Annotated in this window: 15 protein-coding genes; 10 read left to right on the top strand and 5 right to left on the bottom strand. The window is 61.0% G+C overall.

Translation table 11 applies throughout. From position 1 onward, the window contains the following. Positions 1 to 279: 279 nt before the first annotated feature. From rpoD to HYH08_RS28710, 5 genes are all read left to right on the top strand, one after another. Complete coding sequence (gene rpoD, locus HYH08_RS28730) at positions 280 to 2,433, top strand: RNA polymerase sigma factor RpoD (RefSeq protein ID WP_220013196.1); 2,154 nt, start codon at positions 280 to 282, stop codon at positions 2,431 to 2,433. 142 nt (positions 2,434 to 2,575) lie between these two features. Beyond that, on the top strand, positions 2,576 to 4,150 hold the full coding sequence (locus HYH08_RS28725; RefSeq protein ID WP_220013195.1) for an HTH domain-containing protein: 1,575 nt from the start codon (positions 2,576 to 2,578) through the stop codon (positions 4,148 to 4,150). Beyond that, the gene (locus tag HYH08_RS28720; protein ID WP_220013194.1) at positions 4,122 to 4,745 is read left to right on the top strand and encodes a class I SAM-dependent methyltransferase; all 624 of its coding nucleotides are present in this window, start codon (positions 4,122 to 4,124) and stop codon (positions 4,743 to 4,745) included. The genes HYH08_RS28725 and HYH08_RS28720 overlap by 29 nt, the downstream gene beginning before the upstream one ends. Before the next feature lie 222 nt (positions 4,746 to 4,967). Further along, entirely contained in the window at positions 4,968 to 5,570 is a 603-nt protein-coding gene (locus HYH08_RS28715; RefSeq protein WP_220013193.1) for an SIR2 family NAD-dependent protein deacylase, read from the top strand. Next, positions 5,567 to 6,214 carry a non-canonical purine NTP pyrophosphatase gene (locus HYH08_RS28710; protein WP_220013192.1) on the top strand — a complete coding sequence of 216 codons (648 nt, stop codon included), beginning with the start codon at positions 5,567 to 5,569 and terminating at the stop codon, positions 6,212 to 6,214. Before HYH08_RS28715 ends, HYH08_RS28710 begins: the two co-directional genes overlap by 4 nt. A gap of 247 nt (positions 6,215 to 6,461) precedes the next feature. On the opposite strand, the gene HYH08_RS28705 is transcribed toward HYH08_RS28710, so the two are convergent. Both HYH08_RS28705 and HYH08_RS28700 read right to left on the bottom strand, forming a co-directional pair. Then, entirely contained in the window at positions 6,462 to 6,698 is a 237-nt protein-coding gene (locus tag HYH08_RS28705) for a hypothetical protein (protein WP_220013191.1), read from the bottom strand. A 466-nt stretch (positions 6,699 to 7,164) separates the two neighbouring features. Next, a complete protein-coding gene (locus tag HYH08_RS28700; protein WP_220013190.1) occupies positions 7,165 to 7,515 on the bottom strand; it encodes a hypothetical protein in 351 nt (116 codons plus the stop codon). A gap of 354 nt (positions 7,516 to 7,869) precedes the next feature. Here HYH08_RS28700 and HYH08_RS28695 point away from each other — a divergent pair, with 354 nt between their 5' ends. Next, positions 7,870 to 8,676, top strand: a complete 807-nt coding sequence (locus HYH08_RS28695) for a lytic murein transglycosylase (protein ID WP_220013189.1) — start codon at positions 7,870 to 7,872, stop codon at positions 8,674 to 8,676. 153 nt (positions 8,677 to 8,829) lie between these two features. Here HYH08_RS28695 and HYH08_RS28690 read toward each other — a convergent pair whose 3' ends face one another. Further along, positions 8,830 to 9,660, bottom strand: coding sequence for an SDR family NAD(P)-dependent oxidoreductase (locus tag HYH08_RS28690; RefSeq protein ID WP_220013188.1), 831 nt, complete (start codon positions 9,658 to 9,660; stop codon positions 8,830 to 8,832). A gap of 121 nt (positions 9,661 to 9,781) precedes the next feature. Here HYH08_RS28690 and HYH08_RS28685 point away from each other — a divergent pair, with 121 nt between their 5' ends. The 4 genes from HYH08_RS28685 (at position 9,782) to HYH08_RS28670 (ending at position 13,288) form a co-directional block, all read left to right on the top strand. Next, positions 9,782 to 10,156 (top strand): response regulator, encoded by a 375-nt coding sequence (locus HYH08_RS28685; RefSeq protein WP_220013187.1) that lies wholly within the window; start codon positions 9,782 to 9,784, stop codon positions 10,154 to 10,156. A 58-nt stretch (positions 10,157 to 10,214) separates the two neighbouring features. Further along, a complete protein-coding gene (locus tag HYH08_RS28680; protein ID WP_220013186.1) occupies positions 10,215 to 10,826 on the top strand; it encodes a LysE family translocator in 612 nt (203 codons plus the stop codon). Positions 10,827 to 11,409: 583 nt separating this feature from the next. Further along, complete coding sequence (locus HYH08_RS28675; protein ID WP_220013185.1) at positions 11,410 to 12,627, top strand: GGDEF domain-containing protein; 1,218 nt, start codon at positions 11,410 to 11,412, stop codon at positions 12,625 to 12,627. A 34-nt stretch (positions 12,628 to 12,661) separates the two neighbouring features. Beyond that, on the top strand, positions 12,662 to 13,288 hold the full coding sequence (locus tag HYH08_RS28670; protein ID WP_220013184.1) for a peptidoglycan recognition protein family protein: 627 nt from the start codon (positions 12,662 to 12,664) through the stop codon (positions 13,286 to 13,288). A 43-nt stretch (positions 13,289 to 13,331) separates the two neighbouring features. Here HYH08_RS28670 and HYH08_RS28665 read toward each other — a convergent pair whose 3' ends face one another. Continuing rightward, on the bottom strand, positions 13,332 to 13,673 hold the full coding sequence (locus tag HYH08_RS28665; protein ID WP_220013183.1) for a hypothetical protein: 342 nt from the start codon (positions 13,671 to 13,673) through the stop codon (positions 13,332 to 13,334). A 188-nt stretch (positions 13,674 to 13,861) separates the two neighbouring features. Beyond that, positions 13,862 to 14,761 carry an RNA polymerase sigma factor RpoH gene (gene rpoH, locus HYH08_RS28660; RefSeq protein WP_057747064.1) on the bottom strand — a complete coding sequence of 300 codons (900 nt, stop codon included), beginning with the start codon at positions 14,759 to 14,761 and terminating at the stop codon, positions 13,862 to 13,864. Between the last annotated feature and the right edge of the window lie 109 nt (positions 14,762 to 14,870).

Here is a 14,870-nt window from a genome sequence, read left to right as displayed (position 1 = left end):
CTTGTAGCACTTTGGCCCCCGCGGCCGCAGGCAGAACAGACGCGTCAGGAATGAATCCGCGCAACCGCTGTTGGCACTACACCTGCATCCGCCGCGACAAAGAGGCTCACGAAGCGTTAGGCAAATCCGGCGAGAGAAAGGTCGGGGTGGCGAGAGATATTTGCGCCGCCCTTTCCGTGTCGAGAGCTGACGAAGCGAGAGCGTCGAGCAACAGGTTCAAGTGATTTCACGCAAGGCGCGCGGCAAGCCGCCCGTGTGAAGCGCGTTTAGGAGCAATGGATGGCCACCAAGGCAAAGACGCTGCAGGCGAAGGACAAGGAAAAAGACGACAAGGCAGCGGATGCTCCCGAGAAGGATTCCCAGGACGCGCCCTCGCCGTTGCTCGATCTGTCCGACGCGGCCGTGAAGAAGATGATCAAGCAGGCCAAGAAGCGCGGCTTCGTGACCTTCGATCAGCTCAACGAAGTCCTGCCGTCCGACCAGACCTCGCCCGAGCAGATCGAGGACATCATGTCCATGCTCTCGGACATGGGCATCAACGTCACCGAAGCCGACGATACCGAAGGCGAGGAGGAGAAGGACGAGGGTGACGACGAGACCGATAACGAGCTCGTCGAAGTCACCCAGAAGGCCGTCACCGAGGTCAAGAAGAGCGAGCCGGGCGAGCGCACCGACGATCCCGTGCGCATGTATCTGCGCGAGATGGGCACGGTCGAGTTGCTCTCCCGCGAAGGCGAAATCGCGATCGCCAAGCGCATCGAGGCCGGCCGGGAGGCGATGATCGCAGGCCTCTGCGAAAGCCCGCTGACCTTCCAGGCCATCATCATCTGGCGCGACGAGCTCAACGAAGGCAAGATCTTCCTCCGCGACATCATCGATCTCGAAGCGACCTATGCCGGCCCCGACGCCAAGGCCGGCATGAATACCGCGATGATCGCCGGCCCCGCCGGCGAGAACGGCGAAGCCACCACCGAGGGCGGCGAGGCCGCTGCAAGTGCGGCTGCGCCCGCGCATGTCGCTCCGCCCGCCGCGCCCCCGTCGCCGACCCCCTTCCGCGCCGCGCAGCCCGCCCCCGCCCAGGGTGGCGAGGAGAAGGATCCGGGCGAAGCCGCCGCCGAAGCCGACATGGACGAGGACGACGAGTTCGAGAACCAGATGTCGCTCGCGGCAATCGAGGCCGAGCTCAAGCCGAAGGTCGTCGAGATCTTCGACAGGATCGCCGACAGCTACAAGAAGCTGCGCAAGCTCCAGGAGCAGGACATCCAGAACCAGCTCGAGAGCACCTCGCACGGGCCCTCGCTGTCGCCGCACCAGGAGCGCAAGTACCGCAAGCTCAAGGACGAGATCATCGTCGAGGTGAAGTCGCTGCGCCTCAACCAGGCGCGCATCGATTCACTCGTCGAGCAGCTCTACGACATCAACAAGCGCCTCGTCTCGCATGAGGGCCGCCTGATGCGCCTTGCCGACAGCCACGGCGTCGCGCGCGAAGACTTTTTGCGCAACTACACCGGCTCGGAGCTCGATCCGCGCTGGCTCAACCGCGTCTCGAAGCTGTCCGCAAAAGGCTGGAAGAACTTCGTCCATGTCGAGAAGGACCGCATCAAGGACCTCCGCCACGAGGTGCATCAGCTTGCCGCGCTGACCGGCCTCGAGATCGTCGAGTTCCGCAAGATCGTGCACTCCGTGCAGAAGGGCGAGCGCGAGGCACGCCAGGCCAAGAAGGAGATGGTGGAAGCCAACCTCCGTCTGGTGATCTCGATCGCCAAGAAGTACACCAACCGCGGCCTGCAATTCCTCGACCTGATCCAGGAAGGCAACATCGGCCTGATGAAGGCGGTCGACAAGTTCGAGTACCGCCGCGGCTACAAGTTCTCGACCTACGCGACCTGGTGGATCCGGCAGGCGATCACGCGCTCGATCGCCGACCAGGCCCGCACCATTCGCATCCCCGTGCACATGATCGAGACGATCAACAAGATCGTGCGCACGTCCCGCCAGATGCTCAACGAGATCGGCCGCGAGCCCACTCCTGAGGAGCTCGCCGAAAAGCTCGGCATGCCCCTCGAGAAGGTCCGCAAGGTTCTCAAGATTGCGAAAGAGCCGCTCTCGCTCGAAACCCCTGTCGGTGACGAAGAGGATTCACACCTCGGCGATTTCATCGAGGACAAGAACGCGATCCTCCCGATCGACGCCGCGATCCAGTCGAACCTGCGCGAGACCACCACGCGCGTGCTCGCCTCGCTCACCCCCCGCGAAGAACGCGTGCTCCGCATGCGCTTCGGCATCGGCATGAACACCGATCATACGCTGGAAGAAGTGGGACAGCAGTTCAGCGTGACGCGCGAGCGTATCCGCCAGATCGAGGCGAAGGCGCTGCGGAAGCTGAAGCATCCGTCACGGTCGCGGAAGCTGCGGAGCTTCTTGGATAATTGATGATTGCCTAATATGTGAAGAAGTCGAAAAGGACGAGCAAAGCTCGTCCTTTTCTTTTAGAATTGAGAATTGCAGCGAACAAATTACGGGTCGAACTTCTCCCAGCGATCGTAGTAATCAAATGGGGCGCGTCCAGAGATATTTGGAAGTTGCCGAACGGGTGCTCGACAAGCACAAGCTCCCGCTGCGGGCTCGCGACCTTGTCAATCTGGGCATCGAAGATGGCTTTGTAGAGAGCTGGGACAGCAAGACACCGCAAAAGTCTATGCAAGCTCGCTTGAGCATCGATATTCTCAAAAACGGTGAACGATCAAGGTTTATAAGAACGCGAAGAGGGCGGTTCTATCTTCGCTATCTGTTGGATAGTCCCATCTCCGGGAGCCCAGATCTACTTTCGAAAGCAGAGGAAGCTCCTCGGTACGCCAGACCGTTTACTGCTCAACGTAGAGCATATCCTTCGCCGCTGGAGCACGCGCTAACAGTGCCGCGCGATCATTATACGCGGTTTCTTGACTTTCAGGGCTTTCGAGCGCTGCAGCCCGCCATATTAAAAAAGCTAGTTCAATCGGGATCCGTCTCGTACATTCCGAGAATTCAGGCGGAGACCCAAGATGATCGAAAGCAAGTTCTAACTTACGTGTTGGTTACACACGGGAGAAAGGTGCTCTCGTTTCGTCGAGGCTCCTACAACAATATCGCTGCTTTTCTTCGGGGTAGCCGATGTATTGGATTCGGTGGCCATGTTACGGAACACGATCACACACTCTTCTCTCATGACGATCTTGGCATCAAAAGTAGCGCATTGCGTGAGTTGGGCGAAGAGCTGAGCCACGGCATTTCGCAAGAAACCCCCGACAGGCATCTTAATTACCTTGGTGTGATCAACGATGACTCTTCTGATGTCGGTAGGAGACATGTAGCTATCGTCTTCGAATATAAAGTGAAGGACTGGGGTGCTTGGTCAAAGCCTCGTCGCGGCGAAGCGTCAATCAATCAGCTTGAGTGGATTGATATCAAGAGGGACGAGGTCGATCTCAACGAATTTGAATATTGGTCCCAACTTTGTTGGCGGGCGTTCTTTCGACCAGTCGTCGAGTCTCAACCGTCGTACAGGATCATACGGAAGAAGCCCTTCGGCGGGGCTCATTTGTTGGTGGTTGCTGGGACAATCGGATCCGGAAAATCAGCGGCGACAGAGTTCTTTCGTGATTGGCTCAAGTACCGAGAGATAAACAGCGGCAAAGTTCTTGCGAAGATCCTTCAATTGCCTCCGATACCCCGTACTAGTCGTCGCACATTTCAGGCTGCGGCCGAGCGCTTTATTACCTCTAAGAACGGGCCTCGCAAACTCGCGCGGGCGATATGCAATATTGCCAACGCGAGTGACGCTCCTCGCGTTGTAGTGGACGGTATAAGGCATCGAGAGACACTAGAGTTTATTCGCGAATTTTCGAAACGGGACGTGGCATCGGTCTACGTCCAAGCTGCTCCTGATATTGCATATAAGCTGTACTCTGCTCGGGAGCGGCACAACATGCCGCCAAGCAAATTCTTCGACCTTTATAACGCTCCTGTCGAGCGAGACGTTCGCTATCTCATTCAAGATGCAGATGCTATTATATACAACTGGACTGGTCGAAATGAGTATGATGCTGCGCTCGACCGGTTCGGAACGGAGTTGAATTTGTATGAAGGGGCGAGATCAAGGAGGCTATGACGCCGGATATAAATCGTGCTCCTGCTTTTGGGGGTGCGAGCCTGGCAGCTATGTTCGAAAGCTAGTCGCTTTGCTGGGCGGCTGCTCCGGCCTGAGAGTATTAGATGCCGGGTGTGGTGAAGGAAAAAACGCCGCTTTCCTTTCGGCGCTCGGAGCTCGTGTCACGGCAATCGACATCTCGGGAGTCGCTCTGGATCACGCAAGGCGTCTTCATCCAGAAGCTAGTGTAGAGTGGCTTGAGGGAGACATTGTCGAACGTGTCCTCACTGTCGACTATTACGATGTAGTCCTGGCGTATGGTCTATTTCATTGCCTAAGGTGCGAGACCGAGATCATTAATATCCACGAGAGATTCGCAAGATCGACGAGGGCGGGCGGCTATCATGTTATTTGCGCCTTTAATGATCGAGATCATGATTTGTCGGCTCATCCTGACTTCGAGCCGTGTCTCCTGCCGCATAGCTTCTACAGCAATCTTTATAGCGAATGGCACATCGAAGATCTTTCTGATGAGACCCTACATGAGGAACATCCTCACAACAGGATTCCTCATCATCACTCGTTGACGAGAATATTGGCACGGAAGCGGTCATGATGTGTCCACCGGAATTGCGGCGCCTCTACCGAGATGGCAGAGTTTTGCCGTTTGTCGGAGCTGGCGTGTCCATGTCGGCAACTTGGATCGTGAACGGAACAGAACGCCGGGGACTTTCCTGGTCGGGAATTGGTTGATGAGGCCGTCAGACAGCTCGGCTCAGAGAATCCGGAGCTTCTTCGGTTTCGAGGGACTGATCTGCAGATACTTGAATATTTTCGCTTGAAGAAGAATGGCGTGGCGCCCCTAACCAACTGGTTGTTCTCGCAAATGCAGCCAACCGATACTGAGTTGCAAAGATCTACGATCCACGCGGCGCTCGCCAGTCTGTCTAAGTGCAAGCTGTTCTACACCACAAATTTTGACGACTTCTTGGAGCGCTCGCTCCGACTTCATGGACGAACGGTGCAAGTTGCGACTTCAGAAAGAGATTTGAACCATAGCGGTGACACTCAAGTCATCAAGTTTCACGGGGATTTCAACGCGCCGGACGAGATGGTGCTCTCGGAATCTCACTATGAACGTCGGATGCGGTTGGAGTCCGCAATGGACCTGAAGTTTCGTTCAGATATTCTTGGCAGGGCGATACTCTTTGTTGGGTATAGTTTTCGCGATCCAAATATCGCTTATCTATTTAGAACCGTGAATGAAAAATTTGGAGAATTGCCCCACTCATTTGCCGGCAAGCGGGCGTACATTGTTGTTACAAATCCGTCGGACTTTGAGCTGCAGCTATTTCGCGAGAGAAAGATCGAGGTAATCTCAACGTTTGATTTGGATCGAACGCGCGCTGTTGCGGAGTTGTTGACGGAGCTGTCATCGTGAGCTCGGTTGCTACGATCGTTTATTCCACTACTAGCGCTTACAAGAAGGCGGAGGTCGAAGAGATTTGCCGCTCAACATTGATAGCGACCCCAACGGACGATCGCGTTGCGGTTGGTCAACTTTTTAGGTTCGAGTTCCGCGACGGTAAGCCTTCCGAACCCCTTGAGCGGGACATTGAAGAGATGGTTCGACACAAGGCTGTATCTGCCTATAAAAACCTGCTTGTTCCGTGTATCGTCGAGCACGCAGGTCTAATTTTTGCCGATCATCTTAGCGCTAACTATCCTGGCGGCCTCACTCAGCCCATGTGGGACGCGCTTGGCGCAGAGAAGTTCATTTCCGAGACCCAAAGTAAGGGCAGAAAGGTCGTAGCCCGCGCAGTGATAGGATATTGCGATGGGCTGAGCGTTCGCTGCTTTCGAGGAGAGACAAATGGTACTCTTGCGGAGCGGCCAGCGGGCATTCGCGAATTCTATTGGGATCCCATATTCGTCCCCGAGAACGAGAGCATGACTTACGCTGAGATTTGCGCAGACGGGAGTATGGGTCTGAAAAGGAAGATAGAGCTATCTCAGTCGGCAAAAGCGCTTGTGGCATTTCTAGAGTTTCGATTGAAGGTCGGAGATCCGCTGCTGTTTCCCTAGATGTCGCGAAATTTAAAGGGAAATTGGGGCAACCCGGCCATAAGTCGCAAGGGACGAAAGCTCGCCGTTCTGCTTTGGTTGCCGAAGCCTCCTTCACCTGCCGTTCTTTGACCGCGATCGGTCATCACGGTTTCCAACGTGCATCACACCTCTGATCAACCGCCCCAGCCCGACGACTCCGCCCCTGGCATAATGCCGGCGAGTGCGGCCGCGACCTGGCCGCCAGGCGTCGCCGGTCGATTTCGGCCTACTTCTTTTTCGCCCCCACCCGCTCGATCCGCTTGATCTCGAGCGCCGGGCGGCCGCTCTTCTCCGCGATCTCGCGGTCCTGCTCCATGATGAAGTTGCGCGCGGGTTCGTCGCCGTCGAGGCCGCCGAGCAATTCGGAGGGCACGCGGCGGTTGGAGCGTTGGGAATCGTCTTCATAGAAGACGTTGAAAAAGGCGAATTCGCCTTTGGGATTGGTTCCGGGTTTTTTGGCCATGGCGGCTTGTCCTCGATCAGGGCGCCGCAGTCAAATGACTTCGCGGGTGGAATACGCCCATGGACGCGGAAATCACCGCATCGCCGATCGAAAAGGCTTGTTCAGGGGGATGGAAGCGTCAATCGCTTCGGGTCTGGTCCGGACCCTCAATAAACGGCGGGCCGCAAAGCCCGCCGTTTATTTTGGTCTTCAGGGTCGCCCGGGGCTGGCGGGGCAACAACCTAGAATAGAAGGCTAGTCCCTTCGCTCCGCAATGGCAAGGCAAATCGTCGGCGTGCTGATGTCGCAGCCCGCGCATCAGATATGCGTCGATCGCGATCGTTGGTTTTCGGTCGAAGCAATTGCTTGGACGGCCAAATCACTTTGTTCATTTTCGCAAGCTATCGCGATGCAGCGAGAGCTGCGTGCATCCTCCGCGCGCATTTGGTTGCATATTCTCCCCGGTCGCGTGAGGTGTCATAACCAATTAATGCGCTCGTGCATTGCGGCGGATGTCGGCTCGCGGCGATCGTTGTGCCAGCGCCTGGACCGTGAGTTGCGATGTGCGACCGCCGCCCTGCCTGTCGTCATCCGCCTTGCGCCCCTGCGCCATGATCGCGCTGCCCATCGCGGCGGAGCCGAAGGTCATGACGAAGGACGCAAGCAGGACCAGGAGCGGAATGCCGGGCGAACGATCGGCGAAGATCAGCTCGCGCAGATGGCCGGGGTTGAGCCAGAGCAGGCCGCCGACCAGCAGCATCGCAGCGCAAGCGCCGATCGCAAGGTTGATGGCGAGGAGGCGGAGCAGCGGGATGCGGAGCAGGGAGGGCGGCGGCATATCGTTCGCTGGCTGTGTCGTTGGCTGGGCCATGTCGTTCACTGCGCCATGTCCCTCACAGCGTCACGTCGTTCGCCGGGATGCCGCGCGGCCTGACGTCACCGCCGGAGTCTCCGATGTTGCTACACTACACCTGTTTTGCCCGACGGGTCAAGCGAATTCGGTAAAACCGCAGATGCCGGATCGGGCGCCTACTGTGCATGGGGTTGTTTTTCGGTTTTTGTTTCGGTGCAGCTGGAGGCGGGCATCCGGCCAGGGCTCGCCTGTCGCTTTGACGCGAATCCTGTTCCCGGGCATGATCGGTATCCCGCTTCGCGCCCATGTTTCGCGCTCATGTCATGAGGATTGTTTCGGATGCTGAGATCGCTTGCCGCCGCCGCCTTCGTCGTTTGCTTCGCCGGCGGATCGGCCGAGGCCGCGCGCTGCGGCGGCGACTTCAACAGCTTCGTCGCCAGCATGACGTCCGAGGCGCAAGGCGCCGGCGTCTCGGCCAGCGTGACCAGCGCGGCCTTCAGCGGCATCACCCCGGACGGCGCGGTGCTCGCCTTCGACCGGCGCCAGCGCTACACCTTCAACAAGAGCTTTGAGCAGTACGTCTCGACCCGCGTCGGCCCCGGCCGCATCAACGGCGGCAAGGCCCTGTTGCAGCGCCACGCCGCACTGCTCTCGCGCATCGAGCAGCAGTTCGGCGTGCCGCGTTATATCCTAGTCGCGATCTGGGGGCTGGAGAGCGATTTCGGCAAGGGGGACATCGGCAAGCTGCCGGTGATCCGCACGCTGGCGACGCTCGCGCATGATTGCCGCCGCACGGATCTGTTCCAGGGCGAGCTGCTCGCCGCGCTCAAGATCGTGCAGCGCGGCGATCTGCCGTTGCGCGACCTGATCGGCGCCTATGCCGGCGAGATCGGCCAGACCCAGTTCCTGCCGTCGTCCTACATCAAATACGGCGTCGATTTCGACGGCGACGGCCATGTCGACCTCCGCCACAGCGTCCCCGACGTGCTGGCCTCGACCGCGAATTTGCTGCACACGAACGGCTTCAAGATGGGCCAGCCTTACGGCGAAGGCACCGCCAATTTCGAGGCGATGCGCGAGTGGAACAGGGCCGTGGTGTATCGCAAGACCATCGGCTATTTCGCCGACCGGCTGGCCGGGCAGTGAGGAGCCTCATCATCGGTGTCATCGCCCGGCTCGACCGGGCGATCCAGTACGCCGAGACGGTTGTGGTTCACTCGATAAGCCGCGGCGTACTGGATTCCCCGCCTGCGCGGGGAATGACAACGGTGGGTGTGGCGGTGCCATTGCGCCCTGACCTCACGCCCTCTTCGCCATCTTCTCCAGCTTCCGCTGCAGCGGTGCCCAATACGTCGCCGGACGAAAACGCTGCAACAGGTCCATGAACCTTGCATCGTTGCCGATCAGGATGCGGGGCTCGTTCCTCTCGACACCCTTGATGATGCGCAGCGCAGCGTCCTTCGGCGTGGTCCTCGCCGCAGTCTCGAACCGCTCGATCATTTGCGAGCGGCGGGCGTTGTCGGTGACGCCGACCCCGGTGCGCGAGGAGCGTGCGATGGCGGTGGCAACGCCGCCCGGATGCACCACTGAGAGCTTGACCGGACTGCCCGCCACCGCAAGCTCGTGCCGCACGCTCTCGGAAAAGCCGCGCACCGCGAATTTGGCCGCGGCATAGGCCGATTGTCCGGGCGGCGCGATGATGCCGAAGATCGAGGAGAGGTTGACGATGTGCGCCTCGGCCCTCGTCTTCAGATGCGGCAGGAAGGCGCGCGTGCCGTGCACCACGCCCCAGAAATTGATGTCGAACAGCCACTCCATCTGCGCCTGGTCGATCTCCTCGAACGTCCCCATCAGCGCCACGCCGGCATTGTTGATGACGATGTTGAGGTGCGGATGCGCGGTGATCGCGTCAGTGGCGAATTGCGCGATGTCGGCGGCTTCGCTGACATCGACGCGATGCACGCTGATCTTGCGCGCGCCCCCGATTTCGGCCGCAAGGGTCTTCAGCCCGGCCTCGTCGCGATCGGCCAGCGCAAGGTCGCAGCCGCGGTTTGCGAGTTCGATGGCCAGCGCGCGGCCGATGCCGCTGGCTGCTCCCGTGATGGCGGCCGCGCCGCGAATCGCCGTCATGATGTCCCCCCGTCAAGCCCTCACTCATGGAACCATGATTTACATTTTTTTGAAATGAAACCGAACCGGATCCGGCCCCGGCTTTTAACATACGTTATCGGGGCAAGCATTGGAGCCGTCGATGGGACAAGCCAAGCCATTTCGTGCCACAGCGCTGATTGTTGAGGACGACCTCATGCAGCGGGAGATGCTATGTGTCCTGCTGGAAGAGAGCGGCTACGACGTCATCCAGTGCGAAAGCGCCGAGGCGGCCGAGCGGGTGCTGGAGAAGAACGCCGGCGCGCTCTGCCTGATGATGACCGACGTCCAGCTCGCCGGCCGCATGAATGGCGTCGAGCTCGCGCACGTCGCCAAGGATCGCAATCCCCGGCTTGACGTCGTCGTCACCTCCGGCCGTCCCTTGGCGCAGCCCTTGCCCGATGGTGCGAAATTCTGGGCCAAGCCGTGGGCCCCGCTGGACGTGCTGCGCGAAGCCGAGATCGCGCAATTGCCCTGACATGCCGAGGGCCGTGATCCGGCTTTCTTGCCGTGGGGCGGACTGGTAAGGTCGGCCCATGTCCTGGTCCTTCCTGCTCACCTCGCTCATCGTCGTCGCCTCGCCCGGCACCGGCGTGCTCTACACGCTGGCTGCGGCGCTCACCCGCGGCTCGCGCGCCAGTGTCGCGGCCGCCTTCGGCTGCACGCTCGGCATCGTCCCGCACATGGTCGCGGCGATGCTGGGCCTTGCCGCCGTGCTCCACACCAGCGCGCTCGCCTTCGCCGCGCTGAAATGGGGCGGGGTGCTCTATCTGCTCTACATGTCCTGGCAGGCGCTGCGGGAAACCGGCGCGCTCGCGGTCGAGGGCGAGATCAAGGAGCGCTCGAGCGGCCGGGTCATCGTCACAGGCTTCCTGATCAACATCCTCAATCCAAAACTGTCGATCTTCTTTCTCGCCTTCCTGCCGCAATTCATCGCGGAGGACGAGCCGCACGTGCTGGCGCGAATGCTCGAACTGAGCGGCGCCTTCATGGCGATGACCTTTGCCGTGTTCGTGGTCTACGGGCTCTGCGCCGCGTCGGTGCGCGAGCGCGTCATCTCCCGCCCCCGCGTCATGGCCTGGCTGCGCCGCAGCTTTGCGGCAGGCTTTGCCGCGCTCGGCGCCAAGCTGGCGTTTGCGGAGCGGTAGGCAAGGCAACAAAAAAGCGGGCCTCGCGCCCGCTATCTTCAAACTCGCTTGGTCTCACCCGACGCCCGGGCGGAGCGAGGCTCCACCCGGGCAAAGAACATGCTGGCTACTTCTTCTTCGCGGCCTTCTTGGCCTTTTTCTTCGTCGCCTTCTTCGCCTTCTTCGCTTTCTTAGCCATAGTATCCTCTCAAGGGTTCATGGTTAAACGCGACACGAGGGATGCTCGGCGGAGGGCCAGCCTCGCAACATCCTCGATGGCAAACTCAGCAGATTCGGAGCTGTCTGCCCTCAGCCGTCACATCTGTGTCATCCCGTTATCCACAGCTCAGATGCATTTTCAGGTGATTTTCGTCCGCGAATCCGCATCGTAGCGCCGCGGCGCGCGTCGCGGGCGACATGCCTAACGATCCGAAAACGCGCGCGGGGCGTTCATGAATCCAAAACCAAGCACGCGCTTTCGCAGATCGCGGTGAGGTTCCGTTAAGTGCATTCCGCGCATTGTTCTCCGCCAGAAAGCGGGGGCGGGTATGAACTGGCAGTTGCCGAACGAAGAGGGCGGGACCATGCGCGTCCCGCAGTCGCCATGCTGAGCGTGCCGACACTCTGGACCGTCATCATCATCAACTTCCTGGCGCTGGGCCTGATCTGGGCCTATGTCGCCCACGCCTATCCGAAGTTCGAGGCGGCGCGGTACTGGACCGCATCTGCGGTGCTGGGGGCCCTGGGTGCGGCCGTCTCGATGCTGCGTGCAGTGATGGATCCGGGCTTCCCGTTGATCGGCGGCGGCGGCATCATGATCTTTTCGTCCTGGCTCGCCTGCATGGGCGTGGCAAGGTTCTATCACCGCCCGACATCCTGGCCCGTGGCGATCGGACATTCTCTTCTGTGCAGCGCAGGCCTTGCGTTCTTCCTGCTCGTCACCGACGACATGGCGATGCGGGTCGTGATCTACTCGCTGGCCCAGTCGACGCCGATCGTGCTGACGCTGCCGCTGCTGGTCGGCAGGCAGAAGAGCCGGGAGAATCCCGGCGCCCGCCTCGCTGCGATCGTGGGAACGCTGCTACTCGCCGTCCACGCAGTCCGCTCCGGCGCGGTGCTGGTCGGCTACGGCGGAGCCATCACGGCGATCAACTTTAACGGCCTGCAGGCCGCGATGATCCTGCTCCTGGTGTTTCTGGCCATGGGCTGGAATTTCGCCTGTCTGCTGATGGCGATCGAGCGGCTGCGCAACGAAGTCGCCGACCTCGCGCTGCTCGACGATCTCACCGGCGTTGCCAACCGCCGGCATCTGTTGCAGCGCCTGTCCGAGGAATGCGCCCGTTCGGAGCGCAGCGGCGAGCCGTTCTCGCTGCTGGTGATCGACCTCGACGGCTTCAAGACCATCAACGACACCCATGGTCACGCCGCGGGCGACGAATGCCTGCGCCACTTCACCCTGATGGCGCAGACGCGGCTGCGGCCCGGCGACATGCTCGCCCGCACCGGCGGCGACGAGTTCTGCGTGGTGCTGCCGTCGTCGTCGCTGCGCGAGGCGGCCGCGATCGCCCGCCGCGTGCTCGAGGCCTGCCGCCAGGACGCCGCCGCCTGTACGGATAAGGACATCCCGATCGCGATCTCGATCGGCGTTGCCGAATGGGACCGCGGCATCGGCCAATTCCCGGACCGTCTGATCGCGCATGCCGATCACGCCCTCTATGCCGCCAAGAAGAACGGCAAGAACGATTTTGCCGTCTACGATCCGGCCCCGCCGCTTTCGCCCGATCCGGGTGGGAGTGCGGAGACCGCGCGCAAATTCGCCTGAGGCCGTGCTAGGCTGGGTCCGCATCTGGACCCGCATGATGATACCCCGCCTTGTCGCCGCCGCTCTTGGCGCGCTCTTTCTGATCACCCCCGCCGCTGCAACCGACGCCGAGTTCGCAAAGCTCGCGCGCAGCTCCGGCACGCCGGACATTCCGGGCCTGAAGATCGTCTGGCTCGCGCCGTGGGGCGATGTCGCCAAGGCTCATGCCTGGCGCAACATCATCGTGCACCAGACCGAAGGACCGGCAGGTTCGGCCCGCGGCGGCGCGCAGGAGCAATCGAAGAACCCGACGCGGCGCGGCGTCACCGTGTGGGTCGAGACCGACGGCACCGTGTATTGGGCCGTCGCCGAAAACCTGGTGCCGACCCATGGCGACGGCGCCAACCGCAACGACAACAAATACATCGACAACCGATCGACCTACCGCCAGGTGGTGCGCGATACTTCCATCGGCGTCGAGTTCGCCGGCAATTATCCCGACGTCACGGCAGGCCCTACCGAGGCGCAGGTCGCGGCGTGGAGGATCCTCGTGAAGGTGCTGCGCGCGCGCTACGACATCCCGCTCGACCACGTCTATGCGCACAACTGGATCGACTACAAGGATGCTCGTTATTGCGAGGGTTGCTGGCTCGCGACGCTGGCGCGGACCTGGGGGGAGTAGTCCCGCGGGCGCGCCCGTAACGCGAATCCGGAATGACGGGCATCTACACCGCCTCCGCCATCCAGCCGAACAACCGCCGCATCAGTCCCGGCCGCCGCGGCAATTCCGGCGGGCCGTCCGAAGCCAGCACGCGTTTGAGGAAGTAATCCAGAAACACCATGTCGTTCGGCTCGGTGACGGTGAACGTCTCCTCGCCGAAGAAGACGCTGTAGCTGAAGAAGAACGGGCCCATGATCGGGATCGTCGCTGTGCTCGCGTAGTCCTTCGAGATCACGAACTCCGACGGCTCGAGCCCGTGCTCGCGCATCGCCTGTTCGACCAGCGGCAGCTTGCGCATGAACTGGGCGGAAAAGCCGCCGACGGTGGATTGCAGAATGATCGACACGGCGCGTGTCCGTTCTTGATGATGTGGCCCGATCATCTTTGGTCGGTTGGGCCGTCACCTGCGTTCAAGATGCCGCCCCGGCGCGACTCGCGACCATGCGGAGGCTCACACAACAAAAAAGCCGGCGTTTCCGCCGGCTTTCTGTCTCTCATCGATCTGCCAATTCGCAGGCCGCTGATGCCTCGCGCTTAGTGCGCGGCTTCCAGCGCCGCCTGTTCCTGCCTTGCGATCGTGCCCTTGACCGCGGACTGCACCTTTTCGAAGGCGCGGACCTCGATCTGGCGGACGCGCTCGCGCGACACGCCGAACTCGGCGGCAAGGTCTTCCAGCGTCATCGGCTCATCGGCGAGGCGGCGGGCCTCGAAGATGCGGCGTTCGCGCGGGTTGAGCACACCCATGGCGCCGTTGAGGGCGTCACGGCGGTGATCATATTCCTCGTGCTCCGCCATCATGGCTTCCTGGTTGGGCGTATTGTCGACCAGCCAGTCCTGCCATTCGCCGGCTTCGCCGTCGTCCCGGATCGGCGCGTTGAGCGACGCGTCGCCACCAAGGCGGCGGTTCATGTCGATCACGTCCTGATCGGTCACGCCGAGGCGCTTGGCAATGACCTTCACCTGGTCGGGGCGCAGATCGCCTTCGTCCAGGGCGTTGATCTTGCTCTTCGCCTTGCGCAGGTTGAAGAACAGCTTCTTCTGGTTCGCGGTGGTGCCCATCTTCACGAGCGACCAGGAACGCAGGATGTACTCTTGAATCGACGCCTTGATCCACCACATCGCGTAGGTGGCGAGACGGAACCCCTTCTCGGGTTCGAAACGCTTCACCGCCTGCATCAGGCCGACATTGCCTTCCGAGACGACCTCGGAGATCGGCAGGCCGTAGCCGCGATAGCCCATGGCGATCTTGGCCACGAGACGGAGATGGCTGGTGACGAGTTGGTGCGCCGCGTCGCGATCGTCATGCTCCCGCCAGCGCTTGGCGAGCATGTATTCCTGCTGGGGCTCCAGCATCGGGAACTTGCGGATCTCGGCGAGGTAGCGAGAAAGGCCGGATTCTCCATTGAGGACCGGCAGAGCAGCGGTACGGGCCATGATGAAGCCCTCCTAGGTTCAGGCCCCCGATAGCGGCGGACCAGGCAGACGACCGCTGTGTCAAAGCCGGCCGGACTGCGATGTTCCGTTGGTCATTTCCAACGCAGGC

This window comes from Bradyrhizobium sp. BR 10289 (assembly GCF_019455385.1).
Lineage (GTDB): Bacteria > Pseudomonadota > Alphaproteobacteria > Rhizobiales > Xanthobacteraceae > Bradyrhizobium.
This window is presented reverse-complemented; position numbering and strand designations above follow the sequence as displayed.

Bases quoted from the DNA above. Each gene is read 5' to 3' on its own strand.
- HYH08_RS28685 (WP_220013187.1), top strand. From the start codon at position 9,782: ATGGGACAAGCCAAGCCATTTCGTGCCACAGCGCTGATTGTTGAGGAC.
- HYH08_RS28700 (WP_220013190.1), bottom strand. From the start codon at position 7,515: ATGCCGCCGCCCTCCCTGCTCCGCATCCCGCTGCTCCGCCTCCTCGCC.
- HYH08_RS28690 (WP_220013188.1), bottom strand. From the start codon at position 9,660: ATGACGGCGATTCGCGGCGCGGCCGCCATCACGGGAGCAGCCAGCGGC.
- rpoH (WP_057747064.1), bottom strand. From the start codon at position 14,761: ATGGCCCGTACCGCTGCTCTGCCGGTCCTCAATGGAGAATCCGGCCTT.
- HYH08_RS28695 (WP_220013189.1), top strand. From the start codon at position 7,870: ATGCTGAGATCGCTTGCCGCCGCCGCCTTCGTCGTTTGCTTCGCCGGC.
- HYH08_RS28675 (WP_220013185.1), top strand. From the start codon at position 11,410: ATGCTGAGCGTGCCGACACTCTGGACCGTCATCATCATCAACTTCCTG.
- HYH08_RS28705 (WP_220013191.1), bottom strand. From the start codon at position 6,698: ATGGCCAAAAAACCCGGAACCAATCCCAAAGGCGAATTCGCCTTTTTC.
- HYH08_RS28680 (WP_220013186.1), top strand. From the start codon at position 10,215: ATGTCCTGGTCCTTCCTGCTCACCTCGCTCATCGTCGTCGCCTCGCCC.
- HYH08_RS28670 (WP_220013184.1), top strand. From the start codon at position 12,662: ATGATGATACCCCGCCTTGTCGCCGCCGCTCTTGGCGCGCTCTTTCTG.
- rpoD (WP_220013196.1), top strand. From the start codon at position 280: ATGGCCACCAAGGCAAAGACGCTGCAGGCGAAGGACAAGGAAAAAGAC.
- HYH08_RS28720 (WP_220013194.1), top strand. From the start codon at position 4,122: ATGAAGGGGCGAGATCAAGGAGGCTATGACGCCGGATATAAATCGTGC.